7 protein-coding genes are annotated in these 19,438 nt (G+C 71.0%); 3 read left to right on the plus strand and 4 right to left on the minus strand.

The features are described 5' to 3' along the window. Positions 1-101: 101 nt before the first annotated feature. The 3 genes from NRF20_RS39185 to NRF20_RS39195 all read right to left on the minus strand — a co-directional run bounded on the left by NRF20_RS39185 (position 102) and on the right by NRF20_RS39195 (position 4,407). Positions 102-860 carry a thioesterase II family protein gene (locus NRF20_RS39185; RefSeq protein WP_398633788.1) on the minus strand — a complete coding sequence of 253 codons (759 nt, stop codon included), beginning with the start codon at positions 858-860 and terminating at the stop codon, positions 102-104. 194 nt (positions 861-1,054) lie between these two features. Then, on the minus strand, positions 1,055-3,604 hold the full coding sequence (locus NRF20_RS39190) for an FtsX-like permease family protein (RefSeq protein WP_413754104.1): 2,550 nt from the start codon (positions 3,602-3,604) through the stop codon (positions 1,055-1,057). After that, entirely contained in the window at positions 3,604-4,407 is an 804-nt protein-coding gene (locus tag NRF20_RS39195; RefSeq protein ID WP_398633786.1) for an ABC transporter ATP-binding protein, read from the minus strand. Before NRF20_RS39195 ends, NRF20_RS39190 begins: the two co-directional genes overlap by 1 nt. Before the next feature lie 303 nt (positions 4,408-4,710). Here NRF20_RS39195 and NRF20_RS39200 point away from each other — a divergent pair, with 303 nt between their 5' ends. Genes NRF20_RS39200 through NRF20_RS39210 form a run of 3 tightly spaced genes read left to right on the plus strand, consistent with a single transcriptional unit; the run spans position 4,711 to position 8,320 of the window. Continuing rightward, positions 4,711-6,000 (plus strand): sensor histidine kinase, encoded by a 1,290-nt coding sequence (locus NRF20_RS39200; RefSeq protein WP_398633785.1) that lies wholly within the window; start codon positions 4,711-4,713, stop codon positions 5,998-6,000. Then, positions 5,988-6,635 (plus strand): response regulator transcription factor, encoded by a 648-nt coding sequence (locus NRF20_RS39205; RefSeq protein ID WP_266430959.1) that lies wholly within the window; start codon positions 5,988-5,990, stop codon positions 6,633-6,635. The genes NRF20_RS39200 and NRF20_RS39205 overlap by 13 nt, the downstream gene beginning before the upstream one ends. Positions 6,636-6,673: 38 nt before the next feature. Next, positions 6,674-8,320 carry an MFS transporter gene (locus NRF20_RS39210; protein WP_398633784.1) on the plus strand — a complete coding sequence of 549 codons (1,647 nt, stop codon included), beginning with the start codon at positions 6,674-6,676 and terminating at the stop codon, positions 8,318-8,320. Between the two features lie 67 nt (positions 8,321-8,387). On the opposite strand, the gene NRF20_RS39215 is transcribed toward NRF20_RS39210, so the two are convergent. Beyond that, complete coding sequence (locus tag NRF20_RS39215; RefSeq protein WP_413754654.1) at positions 8,388-19,382, minus strand: SDR family NAD(P)-dependent oxidoreductase; 10,995 nt, start codon at positions 19,380-19,382, stop codon at positions 8,388-8,390. Between the last annotated feature and the right edge of the window lie 56 nt (positions 19,383-19,438).

Here is a 19,438-nt window from a genome sequence, read left to right on the forward strand (position 1 = left end):
GTGTCACGCTGTCCCCGCTGTGGAGCAAGCGCACGAGCTCTTCTCCGTCGGCAGGCACCGACCGGTCCAGCAGATCCCAACGCGGCGGAGTTTCGCCGGTATCAGCTGCTCAGGGACGCGATGTTCTCCCGTACCGCCTCAGTCACGGCCGCCGCGTGGGAGTTGAGGTAGAAGTGCCCGCCGGAGAAGGTCCGCAGTTCGAACGGCGCGGTCGTGCGCTCGGCCCAGTCACGGGTCTCGTCGAGCGTCGCCATGGGGTCGTTGTCCCCGAGCAGCGCGAGAACCGGGCACGGCAGGGGCGGACCCGGCTGGTAGCGGTACGTCTCCACGGCCTCGTAGTCCGCACGGATCACCGGCAGGAATAGGGCCCGCAGCTCGGGGTCCTGGAACATCCGCACGTCGCTGCCGCCCAGCCGCTCCATCTCGGCCACGATCCCCTGGTCGTCCCGCTTGTGCACGTCTTCGTGCCGCACGCTGGTCGGCGAACGGCGGCCGGAAACGACGACGGAGAGCGGGGCGGCGCCGTCACCCGCGAGCCGCCGCGCCACCTCGAAGGCGACCAGTGCGCCCATGCTGTGGCCGAGCAGCGTCAACGGCCGGTCCGCCCAGGGGCGCAGCGCCGTCGTGGCGTGCCGCGCCAACTCGTCGACGGAGCGCAGCAGAGGCTCGGTCCTGCGGTTCTGCCGGCCCGGGTACTGGACTGCCAGCACGTCGATTCCTGGCGACAGCGCGGCCGAGACAGGGTGAAAATAACTTGCCGCGCCGCCCGCGTACGGAAAGCAGACGAGCCGGTTCCTGGCGTCCGGAGCCGGGTGGAAGCGCTCGATCCAATCGCTCTTTTCCTGCACGCTGCTCGTCAACTCACTTGCCCCTCATACGTGTGTCGTCTACCGGTGAAGGCTCTCACCGGGCACGTGTCCGGCCAACCCCTAACCACCCCCACCTAGGGGTGGGAAAAGGTGAGGCCCCACCGCCTGCAAGGCGGTGGGGCCAGACCGGAGAGTCTTACGGGGGATGGACTTCCGGCCCTTCACTTTGGTTTTCAGGGGCTTTTCTACGCGGCGGTCGCCGCTTCCACCGGTCGGATCCTGGTGGCCCGCCAGGTGGGCAGCAGGGTCGCCGTGAAGGTGATCACCACCGCGCCGGTCACGACCGCGAGGTAGATCCACACCGGTACGGACGGGACCACCCGGTCCAGCTTGGCGACGCTGTAGGGGAAGAGCGTGACCGCGGCGGCGACCGTGCCGAGCAGCACACCAACGACGGCGGTCAGCACGCTCTCCACGCTCATCATCGTCATGATCTGCCGCCGCGTGAAGCCGGTCAGCTGCTGGAGGCCGAACTCCCGGCGACGCCGGCCGGTGGCCGCGATCAGCGTGTTCACCACCGAGATCGCGGTGTATCCGACGATCATGCCGACCACCAGGTAGTTGATGGTGGCCAGTTGCTGCTGGCCCTCGGTGCGCCCGGCGACCAGCGCGGCGCTGTCGGTCACCTTGACCCCCGGCTGGTCCTTGACCAGCGCGGACAGCGCCGCGGTCACCTCGGTGGAGTCGCTTCCGGCGGCGTGGCGCACCAGGATCTGGCTCGCCGCCCCGTCGGTGGTGTGGGCGGCCAGCAGTTGGGCGGGCAGCAGCAGTGCTGCCGCGTCGCCCTCCGCCCGGTAGGTCGCAGCCACCTTCACCTTGACCGGAGTGCCGTCCCCGAGCCTCAGGGTGAGGGAGTCACCGACACCGCGCCCGAGGGAAGCGGCGTGCTCGACGGGCAGCGCGACGCTGTTCCCGCGCAGGCCGGCGAACGAACCGGCCGCGGCTTGCACCGAGAGGTTCTTGGCATCGCTGACGCCCTGGAGCGGCCAGCCGTCGCTGGTCTGCTCGGCGTCCTCGGGGCTCTGCACGAACCCGGTACTGGTCACGTAGTCGGAGGCGGCGCCGACTCCCTGTACCTGCCGCACCCGGTCCAGGGTGCCGGGGGCCAGGCCACCGGTCTCGGACGTCAGTACGTTGTCCGCCCGCAGGATCCCGGTGTGCGCGGAGCGGTTGGAGGCGTCCTCGATCTGCTGCATGTACAGCGTGCCGGTGGCGATGCCGGTCAGCAGGATGATCGGCGTGATGGTGGCGGCCATCCGGATCGTATGGGCCCGGGAGTTGAGCACCGCGAGCTGTCCCGGCAGTCCCGTGAGGGCACGCAGCGGGCCCTGGAGCAGCGCCACGATGGCCTTGGTGAAGCCGGGGGCGAGCAGCGCCAGGCCGATCGCCCACATGATGCAGGCCGGTCCCGCGGTACTGGCCGTCAAGTCGCCCTTCATCATGGTCATGGTCATCACGGCCATGCCGGCGCCGCCGACGAGGAAGAGCACGGACAGGACGACCCGGGTACGGGTCAGCCAGCGCCCCTCGATCGAGCTCTCCGCCAGCGCCTCGGTGGCCCGGGTCTTGGCGATCTTCCGGGCGGTGATGTACGCGGCACCGACGCCGGCCAGCAGCGAGGCGCCCACAGCCACCAGGGCCGGCACCACGCCGAGGCGGAACTCGACGGCCCCGGAGACCATTCCGGCGGAGACCAGCTTGTCGAAGATGAGCTCGCTGAGCAGCGCGCCGGGCAGGCAGCCCAGCACCGAGGCGACGGTCGCGACGACCAGCGTCTCGCCCAGGATCATGCGGCGCAGCTGCCGCGGGGTGGTGCCGATCGCCTTCATCAGGGCCATCTCGCGGTGCCGCTGCTGAATGGTCAGCCCCAGTGTGGAGGACGCCCCGAACATGGCGACCAGGATCGCCCAGCCGCCGAAGATCGCGGACAGCGTGACGAGGCTCTTCTGGCTGCTCGCGGCCTGCGGGAACTCGGCGAGCCCCCGGTTCTCGCCGGTCAGCGTGACGGCCGCCTTGCCGTTCAGGGCGTGCTCGATCCTGCTGCCGAGCTCGGCGATGTCGGTGCCCGCCTTGGGCAGCACACCGATCGCGTCCGCCGTGCCGGCCCGGCCGCTCAGCGCGCCGGCCTGCTCGTCGGTGAAGAACACCGCGGGCTGCGAAGCCGCACGGCCGCCTGCCTGCTTGACGATTCCGGCCAGCCGGAACTCCTGCGGCCGTCCGTCGGCCACGATCCGGACCCGGTCGCCGACGGAGGCGCCCGCCTGCCCGGCCAGCCCGGTGTCCAGCACCACATCACCGGCCGCACCGGGCCGGGCCCCCGAAGTGAGGGTGTAAGGGGCCAGTTGAGCCGAGTCCCAGCCGTGGCCGAGCGGGCGGTGCTCAGTGCCGGTAGCAGTATCGGACAGGTCGGTCACCGGGCGGCCGTCACGTACGACCGCCACCGGGAAGGACACGTCGGCGACGGCCTTGCCGACACCGGGCACCGCGGCGACGGCGTGTACCTGCGCCGCGTCGAGCCGCACCCGCTCGGACAGTTGGGCATCGTCGTACTTCTGGTCGCCCGCCACCACGAGGGGAGCCGCGGCCAGCCGCTGGGGCGGCACCGCGTCGCGGACGCCGCTCTCCATGAGACCGCCGCAGGCCATGATGAGGGCCGCGCCGAAGAACATGGCGATGAAGGTGGCCACGAATCCGCCCTTGCGGAACCGCAGCGTGCGCAGAGCCAGGGACAACATCAGTACGTGCCTCCGGCCGCGTTCGGCACCTGCTGGCCGTAGGCCACGGGCGCTTCGTCGGCCCAGGCGCCCAGGCGAGTCATCCGCTCGGCGACCGCCTCGGCCGTCGGGTTGTAGATGTCGCCCACGAACCGGCCGTCGGCGAGGAACACCACCCGGTCCGCGTACGAGGCGGCCACGGGGTCGTGGGTGACCATCACGATGGTCTGCCCCAGCGACCGTACGGACTCCTGCATCAGCCGCAGCACCTCACGGGCGGTGCGGGTGTCCAGCGCACCGGTCGGCTCGTCGGCGAAGACCACCGCGGGCCTGGTGACCAGCGCGCGGGCGATCGCCACGCGCTGCTGTTGGCCGCCGGACAGTTCGGCGGGACGGCTTCCGGTACGATCGCCGAGCCCCACACGCTCGATCACCTTGGTCACTTGGGCCCGGTCGGGGCGCCGGCCGGCGAGCTTCAGCGGAAGCGTGACGTTCTGCAGCACCGAAAGGGCGGGCAGCAGATTGAAGGCCTGGAAAATGAAGCCGATGCGCTCGCGCCGCATCTTGGTCAGCGTCGTCTCGTCGTAGCCACTGAGATCTTCGCCGTCCAGCAGGACGGTGCCGGAAGTCGGCCGGTCCAGCCCCGCCGCGCAGTGCAGGAAGGTGCTCTTGCCCGAACCCGACGGGCCCATCACGGCGGTGAAGCTGCCGCGCTGGAAACTCAGGCTGACGCCGTCGAGCGCGGTCACTGCATTGGCGCCCTCGCCATAGACCTTGCGAACGGCGTCGAGCCGTACTGTGTCGTCGACTGCGGTGGTGTCCATTCAAAGCTCCCAGTGCCTGTCGCGAGGGGGACGCGATCACGACAACCACGCTACGGACGGGAAGAGCGACGACCGATGGGTCTGTGTCCACAAGGGGGGTAGAGGAAAGTCCACCCCTGACCTGGGCCCTTCCCCACTACTTCCGCCAGGGTTCACGCGCGATCCTTGAAACGCCGTGACACTGGGCACGGTCGCGTGAGACTGCCCGGTCACTGCCCGCACGTGTTGCATCATGGGTCCGTGGGGACCACGATCGCCCGGAGCAGGACCTGAACGCTTCCGGGCCACAGGAGGTTGAAGCAGTTGAACAAGGTTTGGGCCGCACGGTTACCGGCATCGTCCCGCGGCCTGGCGCATCGGCTGCACTGGTGCGCACGGGGCCTGGCGGTCGCCGTGCTCTCCCAGATCGGCAGCCTCGTCCTGTTCACCGCCATGGTCGTCACTCTCGCCTCACTGGTCGTCGGAGTGGGCTTCCTCGTCCTCCCGGTCGTCGTGATCGCGGTACGCGGTCTGGCCAACTTCCACCGGCGGACGGCCGAAGAATGGTCCGGCGTGCCCATCGAAACGCCTTACCGCCCCACCGACTCGAACGATCCCTACGACACCGCCGGGTCGGTCACGCACTGCCGCCAGTTGCTGTCCGACCCCGCCACCTGGCGGGACTTCCTGTGGACGCTGCTCGACACACCCGTCGGGCTGGTCCTGGGACTGCTGCCCGCCTCGTTCGTCGCCTACGGCCTCAACGGCATGTTCGTCACCCCCCTCCTCTGGGAGAGCATGGGACCGCACTGGGGCTTCGGAGCGATCTGGTTCATCACCGACCAGACCGAGGCCAACCTCGCCATCCCGCAGGGCATGCTGTTCGTGGCCCTCGGCCTGCTGATCTCACCATCACTGGCACGGTTGCACATCCGCTTCAACCGACTGCTGCTGTCCCCCACCCGCAACGCCAGGCTCACCCTGCGGGTGGAGCGGCTGACCGAGACGCGCTCGGAGACTGTGGAGTCCCAGGCGGCCGAACTCCGCAGGATCGAGAGGGACCTGCACGACGGCGCGCAGGCCCGACTGGTGTCGCTCGGCATGAGCCTGGGACTCGCCGACACCCTGCTGGAGAGCAACCCCGCCATGGTGCGCAAACTCCTGGCCGACGCCGTGGAATCCAGCAGCCAGGCACTGACCGAACTGCGGGACCTGGTACGCGGCATCCACCCGCCCGTACTCGCCGAGCGCGGACTCGACGGCGCCGTAAGAGCGTTGGCGGTTAGCCTGGCCGTACCCGTCGAAGTACAGATCGACCTCCCCTCCCGGCCCCAGTTGCCGGTCGAGTCGGCCGTGTACTTCGTGATCGCCGAGGCACTCACCAACGTCGCCAAGCACAGCGGCGCGGGCCGCGCGAGCGTGCGCCTCTGGTACACCGACGGGAAACTCCGGGCCCAGGTCGGCGACGACGGACGCGGCGGAGCGGAAGCCGAGGGCGGTAGCGGCCTGCGCGGCCTGCAACGCCGGCTCGCGGCCTTCGACGGAGAACTCGGCATCAGCAGCCCGACCGGCGGACCGACCCTAGTGACGATGGAGCTTCCGTGCGCGTTGTGATCGCCGAGGACCTGGCCCTGCTGAGGGAGGGACTGGTACAACTGCTCACAGTCCACGACTTCGAAGTGGTAGAAGCGGTGGACAACGGCCCCGCCGTGCTGCGGGCCCTGCTCCAGCACCGGCCCGACGTGGCCATCGTCGACGTACGACTGCCACCGACCTTCACCGACGAAGGACTGCACGCCGCCGTGCAGGCCCGCACGCAAGTGCCGGGGCTGCCCATCCTGGTGCTCTCCCAGCACGTCGAGCAGATGTACGCGCGCGAGCTGCTGTCCGACCAGAACGGGGGCGTGGGCTATCTGCTCAAGGACCGTGTCTTCGACGTGCGCCGCTTCGTCGACATGGTCCGTCAGGTCGCCGCGGGCGGAACCGTCATGGATCCCAAAGTGGTCTCCGAGCTGCTGATCAAGCACGACACCGAGACCAGCCCGGTGCACGCCCTGACCGAGCGGGAACGCGAAGTGCTCGGGCTGATGGCCGAAGGACGGTCCAACGCGGCGGTCGCCGCCAAGATGTTCGTCTCCGAGAAAGCGGTCAGCAAACACACCAACAGCATCTTCACGAAGCTGGGCCTCACCGCGTCGGGAGACGACAACCGGCGTGTATTGGCAGTGCTCGCCTACCTCAACGCGTAGGCGCAGAACCAGGCAGCGAAGCAGGAGCGGAACACGCCATGAGCAACGCAGACACAGCGGCGATACAGCCGACAAGGAGGGCCGGGCGGAAGCAGTGGACAGGACTCGCCGTCCTCATCCTCCCCGTCCTGCTGGTCTCCCTCGACATGCAAGTGCTTTCCTACGCACTGCCGTTCATCAGCGCCGAGCTGGGCCCGAGCAGCGCGGAACTCCTCTGGATCGTCAACATCTACCCGTTCGTCCTCGCCGGGCTGCTCCTGGCGATGGGCTCGTTCGGCGACCGGATCGGCCGCAGACGGCTCCTGATGATCGGCGCGGTCGTCTTCGGACTGGCCTCGGTGGTGGCCTGCCTCGCGACAGGGCCGGCCATGCTCATCGTGACACGCGCCCTGATGGGGCTCGGCGGCGCCACCCTGATGCCGTCCACCCTGTCCCTCATCCGCAACATGTTCAGCGATGACGGACAGCGTCGCATCGCCATCGCCGTGTGGACCGGCGCGTTCGCCGCCGGCGCCATCCTCGGCCCGCTCCTGGGCGGCGTACTCCTCGAACACTTCTGGTGGGGATCGGTCTTCCTGGTCAACCTGCCCGTCATGGCGCTGCTGCTCATCCTCGCGCCGCCGCTGCTCCCGGAGTCCAAAGCCGAGAAGCCCGGCAGATTCGACCTGTTCAGCGCCGCGCTGTCACTGGCCGCGGTACTGCCCGCCGTCTACGGCATCCAGAAGATGGCCGAGGACGGAGTGAGCGCGGTACCCGTCGTCGTCTTCCTCGTGGGTCTCGGCATCGGCTGGTACTTCCTGAGGCGCCAGCGCGGACTGGCCGAACCCTTGCTGGATGTACGGCTGTTCCGCGACCGGGCGTTCAGCGCGTCCGTCGCGACCAGCGTGCTCGCGATCTTCTCCCTCGTCGGGTCCGGCCTCTTCACCTCCCAGTACCTGCAAATGGTGCTCGGGTTCGGGCCGTTGCAGGCGGGGCTCTGGGCGCTGCCCGCCGCGGGTGCCGCCCTGGTCAGCTCCGCGACGGCCCCGCTGCTGGTGCGGTTCGTACGACCCGGGGTGGTCGTGACCGGCGGCCTGGTGGTCGCCGCCGCCGGGTACGGCGTGCTCTCCCAGCTCCACGCGAGCTCCGGTGCCGGAGTGCTCGCCCTCGGCACGGTGATCATGGCGGCCGGCATCACGCTGGTCATGACGACCACGTCCGACCTGGTCATCGCCACGGCGCCGGCCGACCGCGCCGGATCGGTCTCCGGACTGTCCCAGACCGCCACGGAGTTCGGTGGCGCCTTCGGCGTCGCCATCCTGGGCAGCATCGGGACCGCCGTGTACCGGCACGACGTGGCCCGGGAGGCTCCGGCCGGTCTGCCGCGCGACGCGGTCGGTTCCGCGAAGGACACCCTGGGCGGCGCGGTGGAGACTGCGCAGCACCTGCCGTCCCGTGCCGGTGAGGAGCTGCTCGACGTCGCACGGGAGGCCTTCGCGCACGGGCTGCGCGTCGCCTCCTGGACCGCGGTCGGCCTGCTCCTCGCGATGGCTGTGACCTCACTGATCCTGCTGCGGAACACGCGGGCGGGGGCTCCCGAGACGGCGGCGGAGGTCCCCGGGGCGGCGGGGGTTCCCGAAGCGAGGGTGGGAGAGGACGGTGCACGTGAACGTGGTGCGTCTTCGAGGGTGCCCGGCCGCGGCTGAACAACAGTGAGGGCCGGCCCCCAGCCGACGACTGGGGGACGGCCCTCACCATGTGCCTGCCGCGTGGTCAGTCGGCCTCCAGCTCACTGTCGAGCATGTCGAACAGTTCATCGGCGGAGACCGACTCCAACGCCGCCCGGTCGTCGGCGAGCGTCTGCCGGCCCTCCGGCTCGGAGACCTCGCCCCACTGCGCCGTCAGCGCCCGCAGCCGCGCCGCGACCCTGGCGTGCTCGGCCTCGTCCGGTGCGGCGCCGCTCATGGCGGCTTCCAGGCCGGCGAGTTCCGCCTCCAGCGACGGACCCTGAGCGGCACCGTCGTCGACCAGTTCGGCTCGCAAATGCCGGGCCGCGGCCAGCGGAGTCGGGTGGTCGTAGATCAGCGTGGACGGCAGCCGGAGCCCACTGGCACTGCCGAGCCGGTTGCGCAGCTCCAGAGCCGTCAGCGAGTCGAAGCCCAGCTCCACGAACCCGCGCAGCGGATCAACTGCCTGGCCCCGTGCGTGACCGAGCACCTCGGCCGTGTGACTGCGCACCAGGTGCAGCAGCGTCCGCTCCTGCTCCTCGGCCGACAGCGACTCCAACTGGCCCGCCAGTAGGGCGCCTTGTGACTCGGCCGCCGCTCCACCGCCGTTGTCCACGGCCCGGCGGGACGGGGCCCGTACCAGTGCGCGCAGCATCGCCGGTACGCCGTCGGTGCCGCTGCCGGTACGGGCGCGGGCGATGTCCAGAGCCATCGGCAGCAGTACCGGCCGCCCGGACGTGCCCCGAGCGAGCGCGGCGTCGAACTGCGCCAGGCCCTCGTCCGCCGCGAGCGCCCGCATGCCGGAGCGCGCCATCCGGCGCAGATCGGCGTCGGCGAGCTGGTCGCCCATCCCCGTCTCCGCGTTCCACAGACCCCAGGCCAGCGAGAGCCCGGTGAGCCCCTGCGCCCGCCGGTGCTGGACCAGCGCGTCCAGGAAGGCGTTCGCGGCCGCGTAGTTGGCCTGCCCGGCCGCGCCGAGCGTGCCCGCCGCGGAGGAGAAGAGCACGAACGCCGCCAGCTCCGCGTCCGCCGTCAGCCGGTGAAGATTGAGCGCCGCGTCCACCTTTGGGCGCAGTACCGTCTCGAACCGCTCGGGTGTCAACGAGGCCAGCGTCGCGTCGTCCAGTACACCGGCGGCATGCACGACGCCGGTCAGCGGACGTTCGGCCGGAATGCGCGCGAGGGCCGCGGACAGTTCGTCCTCGTCCGCCGCGTCACAGGCCACGATGTCGACGCTCGCGCCGAGGTCGGCCAGTTGGGCGGCGAGCTTGTCGGCCCCCGCGACCGCCGGACCGCGGCGGCTGAGCAGCAACAGGTGGCGTACGCCGTGTGCCGTCACGAGATGACGGGCGAAGGCACTGCCCAGGCCGCCCGTGCCTCCGGTGACCAATACGGTTCCGTCGGCGTCGAGTTGGCTGCTCGCACGGTCGGTACGTTCCGCACTGGTGGCGACCCGTACGAGCCGGGGGACGAGCGCGGCAGCGCCACGCAGGGCGACCTCCGGCTCCCCGATCGACACGGCTGCCGACAGCGCCTTCCGTGACTCCGGCGTACCGTCCACATCCACCAGCGCCACCCGGCCCGGGTGCTCCTCGCGCACCGCGCGCACCAGGCCCCAGACCGCCGAGCCTGCCAGGTCGAGCACGTCCTCGGCCTCCTCGCCGGGACGGGACGCGGCGACGGCCTGCCGGGTGACGACGACGATCCGGGACGAGGCGAACCGTTCGTCCGTAAGCCACCGCTGGAGCAGAATCAGCGCCCGGCCGGTGGCGGTGCGCACCGCTGCGGACGACGCGGTGCCGGTATCGGGCTCGTCGTCGCAGTGGACCAGTACGTCGGCCGGTATTTCGGCCGGCAGGAGCGCCTCGGCACCGGCCAGCCACTCGGCCGCTCCGGGGTACGCGCCGGCCGGACGGATCGTGAGGACATCCGCACTCCCGACGGCCGGTGCGGGCAGCGGAGCCGGCAGCCAGTCCACGCCGTACAACGGCTGATGGCCACCGTGCGGGCCGCTGCTGGAGATGAGCAGCTGTTCCGTGCTGAGGGCGCGCAGCACAAGGGACTGTACGGAAGCGACCGGCTCGCCCTGCGGGTCGGCTGCGACGACGGACAGCGTGTTGGCGGCGGTACGGGTGATCCGCACCCGCAGCCGCGTCGCGCCGGACGCGTGGAGAGTGACGCCCTGCCAGGCGAAGGGGAGCAGCATGCCCGACTGCTCGGTTTCGTCGTCGTGGGCATCGGCGTGGGCGTTGCCCAGGTCGGCGGCGTGGAGTGCGGCGTCGAGGAGGGCGGGGTGCAGCCCGAACGCGCCCACATCGCCGTGGGCCTCTTCGGGGAGGGCGACTTCGGCGTAGACGGCGTTGTCGTGGTGCCAGGCGGCTTTGAGGCCCTGGAAGACGGGGCCGTAGTGGTAGCCCTGGGCGGCGAGGTCTTCGTAGGTGTCGTGCAACGTGATGGGCTGGGCGCCGGGAGGCGGCCAGTTGCTGAGATCGGAGCTGGAGTCAGCCTCGACCGAGGGGAGTTGGGGAGTGAGAGTGCCTTGGGCGTGCTGAGTCCAGGGCGCATCACTGGGTACGTCGCCCGAGTCCGGGCGTGAGTGGATGGTGAGGGTGCGGCGGGCGGACGCGTCAGGGGGCCCGACCGCGATCTGGAGCTGGAGAGCCTGCTCCGGGGCGAGAACGAACGGCGCCTGGAGGGTGAGCTCTTCGAGGTGGGGGGTGCCGGTGTGGTCACCGGCGTGGATGGCCAGCTCGACGAGAGCGGTGCCGGGCAGGAGCACGGTGCCCATGATGCTGTGGTCGGCCAGCCAGGGGTGGGTGCGGGTACTGATGCGCCCGGTGAGGATGGATTCGTCGGTGCCGGCGCGGTGGAGTACGGCGCCGAGCAGGGGGTGACGGGCGGAGGCCTGGCCGAGGGTGGTGACGTCGCCGGTGTCGGGGGTGGACTCCAGCCAGTAGTGCTGGTGTTGGAAGGGGTAGGTGGGGAGGTCGACGGGGCGGGCGGGGCGGCCGGTGTGCAGGGCGGGCCAGTTGACGGTGTGGCCGGTGGTCCAGAGGCGGGCCAGGGCGGTGAGGGTTTCGGCCTCCTCGGGGCGGTTGCGGCGCAGGAGCGGGATGAATGTGGCCGAGGTGTCGTCGGGGAGGGCGTCGGGGGCCATGGCGGTGAGGACCGCGTCGGGGCCGATTTCGAGGTAGGTGGTGATGCCTTCGGTGGCCAGGGCGCGTATGCCGTCGTTGAAGCGGACGGCTTCGCGGACGTGGGTCACCCAGTAGTCGGGTGAGGTGAGTTCCCCTGCCGTGGCGGTGCGTCCGGTGACGTTCGAGACGACCGGGATACGGGGCTCGCTGTGGGCGAGGCCCGACACCACCGTGCGGAACTCGTCCAGCATCGGGTCCATCAGCGGGGAGTGGAAGGCGTGTGAGACCTTCAGGTACGAGGTCTTGCCGCCCTGCGCCCGTACTGCCTCCACGACCTTCTCGACGGAGGCTGCCGTGCCGGAGACCACGATCGCGCGGGGTCCGTTGACGGCGGCGATGGCCGCGTCCTCGACTCCGTCGAGGACGGTGAGGATCTCGTCCTCGGTGGCCTGGACGGCCGCCATCACCCCGCCGTCGGGCAGCGCCTGCATCAGGCGGCCGCGCGCCGCGACCAGAGCAGACGCGTCGGCCAGCGAGAACACTCCGGCCGCGTGCGCGGCGCTGATCTCGCCGATGGAGTGCCCGGCCAGCAGATCGGGGCGTAACCCCAGCGACTCCACCAGCCGGAACAGCGCCGTCTCGATGGCGAACAGGGCGGGCTGGGCGTACTCCGTACGGTCCAGCAGCACCGCCAGGTCCGAACCCTCCTGAGCGAAGAGCACGTCCTTCAGGGGGTGATCCAGCAGGGGGTCGAGGTGTGCGCACACCTCGTCCAGGGCTGCCGCGAACACCGGAAAAGCCGCGGCGAGTTCGCGTCCCATACCGGGACGTTGGGCGCCTTGTCCGGTGAACAGGAACGCGGTCCTGCCGCTGGTGCGGGCGACTGCGCGGACGAGTTCGGTGGCGGGGGTGTCTTGGCTCAGGGCGCGCAGTCCGGTGCTGAGTTCTGCCGGGTCGGTGCCGGTGATGACGGCGCGGTGTTCCAGGTGTGCGCGGGTGACGGCCAGGGCGTAGCCGATGTCGGCCGGGGCGGGGGCGTCGGTGCGTTCCAGGAGGTTGAGCAGGCCGGCTGCCTGGGCGCGCAGCGCGTCCGGGCTGGCGCCGGACACCGGCCAGAGCACCGGCCCTACGACGCCGTCCCGCTGCGGGCTCTCCGCCTCGACGGAGGCCTCGACCGGTGCCCCGGGCGGTGCCTGTTCCAGGATCACGTGCGCATTCGTACCACTGATCCCGAACGACGACACCGCCGCTCGGCGGGGCTCTTCGCCAGTCCAGGCCACCGCCTCGGTGAGTAGTTCCACCTGTCCGGCCGTCCAGTCCACCTTCGATGACGGCTCGTCCACGTGCAGGGTCTTGGGCAGTATGCCGTTGCGCATCGCCATGACCATCTTGATGATTCCGGCCACGCCCGCGGCGGCTTGGGTGTGTCCCAGGTTCGACTTGATGGAGCCGAGCCGCAGGGGGCTTTCGGCGGGGCGGTTCTGGCCGTAGGTGGCGAGGAGTGCTTGTGCCTCGATGGGGTCGCCGAGGACGGTGCCGGTGCCGTGTGCTTCGACGGCGTGGATGTCGGTGGGGTTGAGGCGGGCGTTGCGGAGGGCTTGGTGGATGACGCGTTGTTGTGAGGGGCCGTTGGGTGCGGTGAGGCCGTTGCTTGCGCCGTCTTGGTTGACGGCGCTGCCTCGTACGACTGCCAGTACGCGGTGTCCGTTGCGCTGGGCGTCGGAGAGCCGCTCGACCAACAGCATGCCGACACCCTCGGAGAGGCTCGTGCCGTCCGCCGCTCCGGCGAACGCCTTCGTCCTGCCGTCCGGTGCCAGATTTCGCGCCCTGCTGAAGTCGATGAACGTCTCCGGCGTGGACATCACCGAGACCCCGCCGGCCAGGGCGAGCGAGCATTCGCCGTTGCGCAGCGCCTGCACCGCGAGGTGCAGTGCGACCAGCGACGACGAGCACGCGGTGTCGACGCTCATCGCGGGGCCTTCGAGGCCGAGGGTGTAGGAGATGCGGCCGGAGGCGACGCTGCCGAGGCTGCCGTTGCCGAGGTAGGTGTCGACGCCTTCGGGGAGTGGGGAGTTGCCGAGGCGGGAGGCGTAGTCGTGGTACATGATGCCGGCGAAGACGCCGGTGCGGCTGCCGCGCAGGGTGTGGGGGTCGAGTCCGGCGCGTTCGAGTGCTTCCCAGGATGCTTCCAGGAGCAGGCGTTGCTGGGGGTCGGTGGCCAGTGCTTCGCGGGGGGAGATCCCGAAGAACTCGGCATCGAAGTCCGCCGCGTCGTAGAGGAAACCGCCTTCGCGCGAGTGGCTGGTGTTCGCCCGCAGCCCGCTGGTGTCGCAGATCTCCTCGATGTTCCAGCCGCGGTCTTCGGGGAAGGGCGAAATGCCGTCGCGTCCTTCGGCGAGCAACTTCCAGAGGTCTTCGGGGGTGTTGACGCCGCCGGGGAAGCGGCAGCTCATGCCGACGATGGCGATGGGCTCGTCGGGGGCCGCACCCGGGGTGACGACCGGGCCGGTGTTCTGGGGCTCGTCGGTGCCGATCAGTTCGGTGCGGAGGTACTCCGCCAGGGCGACCGGTGTGGGGTGGTCGAAGACAAGGGTCACCGGCAGCCGGATTCCGGCCGCCGTGCCGAGACGGTTGCGCAGTGTCACAGCGGCGAGCGAGTCGAATCCCAGGTCCTTGAACGCGCGGTCCGGGGCGACGGCGTCGCCGCTCTCATGACCGAGAATGCCGGCGACCTGAGTACGTACCAGATCCAGCAGCAGGCGGTCTCGTTCGGGCACGGACATCCGGAGGAGCTGGTGGGCCAGCGTGTCGCCGCCGTCCGCAGCCGCGGACGCGACGGAGCGCCGGGTCACGGGGCGTACCAGAGAGCTCAGCAGCGGTGGCAGGTCGCCGGGGCGTTCGCGCAGCGCCTTGAGGTCCAGCCGGATCGGCAGCAGGACAGGCGTCCCGCTGGACACGGCGGTGTCGAAGAGAGCGAGGCCTTCGTCTCCGGACAGGCCGCGCACGCCGGACTTCGCCATCTGCTCGATGTCTGCCGCCGTCAGATGGGTGGTCATGTTGGTGTTCTGGGTCCAGAGTCCCCAGGCGAGGGAGTGTGCGGGTTGGTTTTGGGTGTGGCGGTGGGTGGCGAGGGCGTCGAGGAAGGCGTTGGCGGCGGCGTAGTTGGCTTGTCCTGCGCCGTCGAGGGTGGCGGCTGCGCTGGAGTAGAGGATGAAGTGGGTGAGGTTGAGGTGTTGGGTGGTGTGGTGGAGGTGCCAGGCGGCGTCTGCTTTGGGGGTGAGGGTGGTGTTGAGGTGGTGGGGGGTTTGGTTGGTGAGGGTGGCGTCGTTGAGGGTTCCTGCGGTGTGGATGATGCCTTTGAGGTGGGGGGTGTTGTTGATGAGTTGGGTGAGTTGGGTGGGGTTGCTGACGTCGCAGGTGGTGAGGGTGATGTGGGCGCCGAGTTGGGTGAGGTGTTGGGTGAGTTGGGTGGCGTTTGGTGCGTGGGGTCCTTGTCGGCTGGCGAGGGTGAGGTTTTTGATGTGGTGGTGGGTGATGAGGTGTGCGGCGATGAGGGTGGCGAGTCCGCCGGTGCCGCCGGTGATGAGGAGGGTGTCTTCGGGGCCCCAGTCCTCGAAACCGGTGAGGGCGGGGGTGGTTGAGGTGTCGGGGTGGGGTGTGGTGGCTCGTACGAGGCGGGGTACGTAGGTTTCGCCGTTGCGCAGGGCAAGTTCCGGCTCACCACCCGACACCACCGCGGCGGCGAGCTGCCGCGCGGACTTGGGCGCGCCGTCCGAATCGACCAGGACGAAGCAGTCCGGCGTTTCGGCCTGTGCGGCGCGCACCAGACCCCACACCGACGCACCGACGACGTCCACCGGCAGCCCCTCGGGGCCTGCGGCGCCCTGGGTGACCACGGCCAGCCGGGAAGAGACCGGCCGGTCCTCGGCCGACCACTGCTGCAGTGCGGCCAGCACGGTGCCGAGCACTTCGCGCAGTCGCTGCGGCACGTGCTCCGCGTCCGTGACGTCGACCGGCGGGCAGGGGAGAACCAGCACCTCCGGTGCCGGCCCGTCCGGCCCATCGGTGCGCGTTGCGTCGCCGGCCGGCAGCAGCGTGGCGTACACGGCAGAGTCTGCGGTTTCGTCCTCGGACAGGAGAGCCCAGGGCACCGCGCGTGCCGATGCCGCTTCGCCCGCCTTCGCCGCCGCCTGCCACTCCACCTGGAACAGGGAGTCGCGGTGCGGTGCCGGGGTGGCCGACAGCCCGCCGAGCGCGACCGGACGCAGTATCAGCGCATCGACGGATGCGACCGGCGCTCCCGTCGCGTCCGCCAGACGCAGACTCACCGCGTCGTCGCCGGCCGGGGAGACCCGTACCCGCAGTGCGGCCGCGCCCACGGCTCGCAGGCTCACGCCGCTCCAGCTGAAGGGCAGCCGGATCTGTCCGTCGGAGGTGTCGGAAGAAGTGCCGAACGGGCCGAGGCCCGCGGCGTGCAGGGCCGCGTCCAACAGCGCCGGGTGCAGTCCGAACCTGGCGGCCTCGGCGCGGGCGTCCTCGGGCAGGGCGATTTCCGCGAACACCTCGTCGCCGTGCTGCCAGGCGGCGCGCAGCCCCTGGAAGGCAGGACCGTAGCCGTAGCCCTGGTCGGCGAGCCGCTCGTACAGGTCCGAGACGTCCAGCGCGGTGGCGCCTTCGGGCGGCCAGACGGCTGACGTGTCGGCGGCCGCGCTCGCATCCCAAGCCGGCTCGGACACGAGGTAGCCGCTGGCGTGCCCCGTCCATGCCGTCTCGGCGCCGTCGGTGTTCTCCGCTCCGGGGGCGGTCAGCGGGCGCGAGTGCACGGCGACCGGTCGCCGTCCGGTCGCGTCCGGCACGCCCACGAACACCTGGAGCTGGACGCCGCCCTTCTCGGGCAGCAACAGCGGTGCGGTCAGGGTGAGTTCATCGACCCGGCCGCAGCCGACCTGGTCACCGGCGCGTACGGCGAGCTCCACCAGCGCGGTGCCGGGCAGCAGTACCGTGCCGCCGGCCGCGTGGTCCGCCAGCCACGGGTGGGAGTCGAGGCCGATCCGGCCGGTCAGGAGCGCACCGTCCGCGTCGGCCAGCCCCACCACCGCGCCCAGCAGCGGATGGTCGGCGGCGTCGAGCCCGGCCGAGGCCACATCCGCACCGCCCGCGTCCGGTCGTGGCCAGTACGGCCGGCGCTGGAACGGGTAGGTGGGCAGGTCGACCCACGCCGGGGCGTACGGCGTGAACGACGACTCCCAGCCCACGGCCACGCCCTGCACCCAAGCCTCGCCGAGCGAGAGCAGGAAACGGTCCATGCCGCCCTCGTGCCTGCGCAGCGAACCGATGGCAGCGGTGGGCCGCCCAGCCGCCTCGCCGGTCTCCTGGATGCCCATGGACAGCACCGGGTGCGGGCTGGCCTCGACGAAGACGCCGTGGCCGTCGGCGAGCAGGGCCCGGGTGGTCTCCTCGAAGCGCACCGTCTGCCGCAGATTGCGGTACCAGTACGAGGCGTCGAGCTCGCTGGTGTCGATCAGCGACGCGGTCACCGTCGAGTAGAACGGGATGCGCGAGGGGCGGGGCGTGATGTCCGCCAGTACTTCCAGCAACTCCTGCTCGATGGACTCCACATGGGCGGAGTGCGAGGCGTAGTCGACCGGGATCCTGCGCGCCCAGATGTCCTCGGCCTGGAGCTCGGCGAGGAGCTCGTCCAGTGCGTCGGAGTCACCGGAGACGGCGACCGAACCGGCGCCGTTGATCGCGGCGACGGACAGCCGGCCGTCCCAGCGGCGCAGCCGCGCGGCGACCTGCTCGGCGGGGCAGGACACCGACATCATGCCGCCGGGGCCGGTCAGCCGGCGGGCGATGGCCTGGCTGCGCAGCGTCACCACGCGGGCGGCGTCTTCGAGGGAGAGGGCGCCCGCTACGCAGGCCGCGGCGATCTCGCCCTGCGAATGGCCCACCACCGCGGCGGGCTTCACACCGTTGGCGCGCCACAGTTCGGCCAGCGAGACCATCACGGAGAACAGCACCGGCTGGACCACGTCGACGCGTTCGAGGGTGGGCGCGTCAGGTTCGCCCCGCAGTACGGCGAGCAGGTCCCAGTCGACGTAGGGGCTGAAGGCGTCCGCGCAGGCACGTATCCGCTCGGCGAACACCGGTGCCCGGTCCAGCAGTTCCAGTGCCATGCCGGCCCACTGCGAACCCTGACCGGGGAAGACGAACGCGACCTTGGCCCGGCCGGTGGCGGTGCCGCTCGCCAGGTTGTCCGGGGTGTCGCCGTCGGCGGTGCACCGCAGCCCCGCCAGCAGGCTGTCCCGGCCGTCGGCGACCAGCACGGCCCGGTGCTCCAGCGCGGCACGGGTGGTCGCCAGGGAGTACCCGAGGTCCGCGGGGCGCAGTCCGAGGTCGGCCGCGACCCGCTCGGCGAGCCGGTCGGCCTGGACGCGCAACGCCGCTGCGCTCTTCGCGGTGATGAGGTAGGGCAGCGCGGCCGAGGTGTCCGGCGCGGCCACCGCGGGCGCTTCGGCTTCGGGCGCCTGCTCAATGATGACGTGCGCGTTGGTGCCGCTGAGGCCGAAGGAGGAAACCCCCGCGCGGCGGGGGCGGTCGCGCTGCCACGGCACCGGCTCGGTGAGCAGCTTCACCGAGCCGTCCTCCCAGTCCACCTTGGTGGACGGGGCATCCACGTGCAGGGTCCTGGGCAGTACGCCGTGCCGCAGCGCCATCACCGACTTGATCACCCCGGCCACGCCCGCGGCGGCCTGGGTGTGCCCGATGTTCGACTTGACCGAGCCCAGCCACAGCGGGTTGTCGGCCGGACGCCCCTTGCCGTACGTCGCCATCAGGGCCTGTGCCTCGATGGGATCGCCGAGCACGGTGCCGGTGCCGTGCGCCTCCACGACGTCGACGTCCCCGGTGGACAAGCCGGCGTCGGCCAGGGCCTGGCGGATCACCCGCTGCTGCGAGGGGCCGTTCGGGGCGGTGAGGCCGTTGCTGGCACCGTCCTGGTTCAGCGCGGAGCCGCGTACCACCGCGAGGATGCGGCGGCCGTTGCGGCGCGCGTCGGACAGCTTCTCCAGTACGAGCATGCCGGCGCCCTCGCCCCAGCCCGTACCGGCGGCGGCGTCGGCGAAGGACCGGCAGCGGCCGTCGAGGGCCAGCCCGCGCTGCCGGCTGAACTCCACGAACGTACGGGCCGTGGACATCACGGTGACGCCGCCGGCCAGGGCCAGCGAGCAGGTGCCCTGGCGCAGCGCCTGCACGGCCAGGTGGAGCGCCACCAGCGAGGACGAGCATGCCGTGTCGATCGATACGGCGGGCCCCTCCAGACCGAGGGTGTAGGAGATCCGTCCTGACACGATGCTGCCGTCGGTGCCGGTGACCATGAATCCTTCGGCACCCTCGGGCACCGTGCCCACCCGCACCGGGTAGTCGGTGGCCATGACGCCTGCGTACACCCCGGTCTGGCTGCCCGTCAGGCCGTGTGGATCGATCCCGGCCCGCTCGAACGCCTCCCAGGCGACTTCGAGCAGCAGGCGTTGCTGGGGGTCCGTGGCGGTCGCCTCGTGCGGGCTCATCCCGAAGAACGCCGGGTCGAACTCCGGCGCCCGGTGCAGGAATCCGCCCTGCCCGGTGTAGCTGGTGTGCGGCCGTACGCCGTCCGGGTCGTACACCCCGTCGAGGTCCCAGCCCCGGTTGTCCGGGAACCCGGTGATCGCGTCGGTGCCCGAGTCGACGAGCGACCACAGGTCCTCCGGAGACTCCACCCCTCCCGGGAAGCGGCAGCTCATGCCCACGATCGCCACCGGCTCCGCAGCGGCGGCCGTGGCCTCGTCATAGCGCCGGCGCAGGCGCTCGTTCTCCAGCAGCGATTTGCGCAGCGCCTCTGCGATCTTCTGAACAGGTGTATCCACGGTCGTCACTCGCATTCCTCGGTCGCTCGTGTCACGTGAGTCGCTTCGCCCGGACG

This window comes from Streptomyces sp. R-74717, from assembly GCF_047305335.1.
Classification (GTDB): Bacteria; Actinomycetota; Actinomycetes; order Streptomycetales; family Streptomycetaceae; genus Streptomyces; species Streptomyces atratus.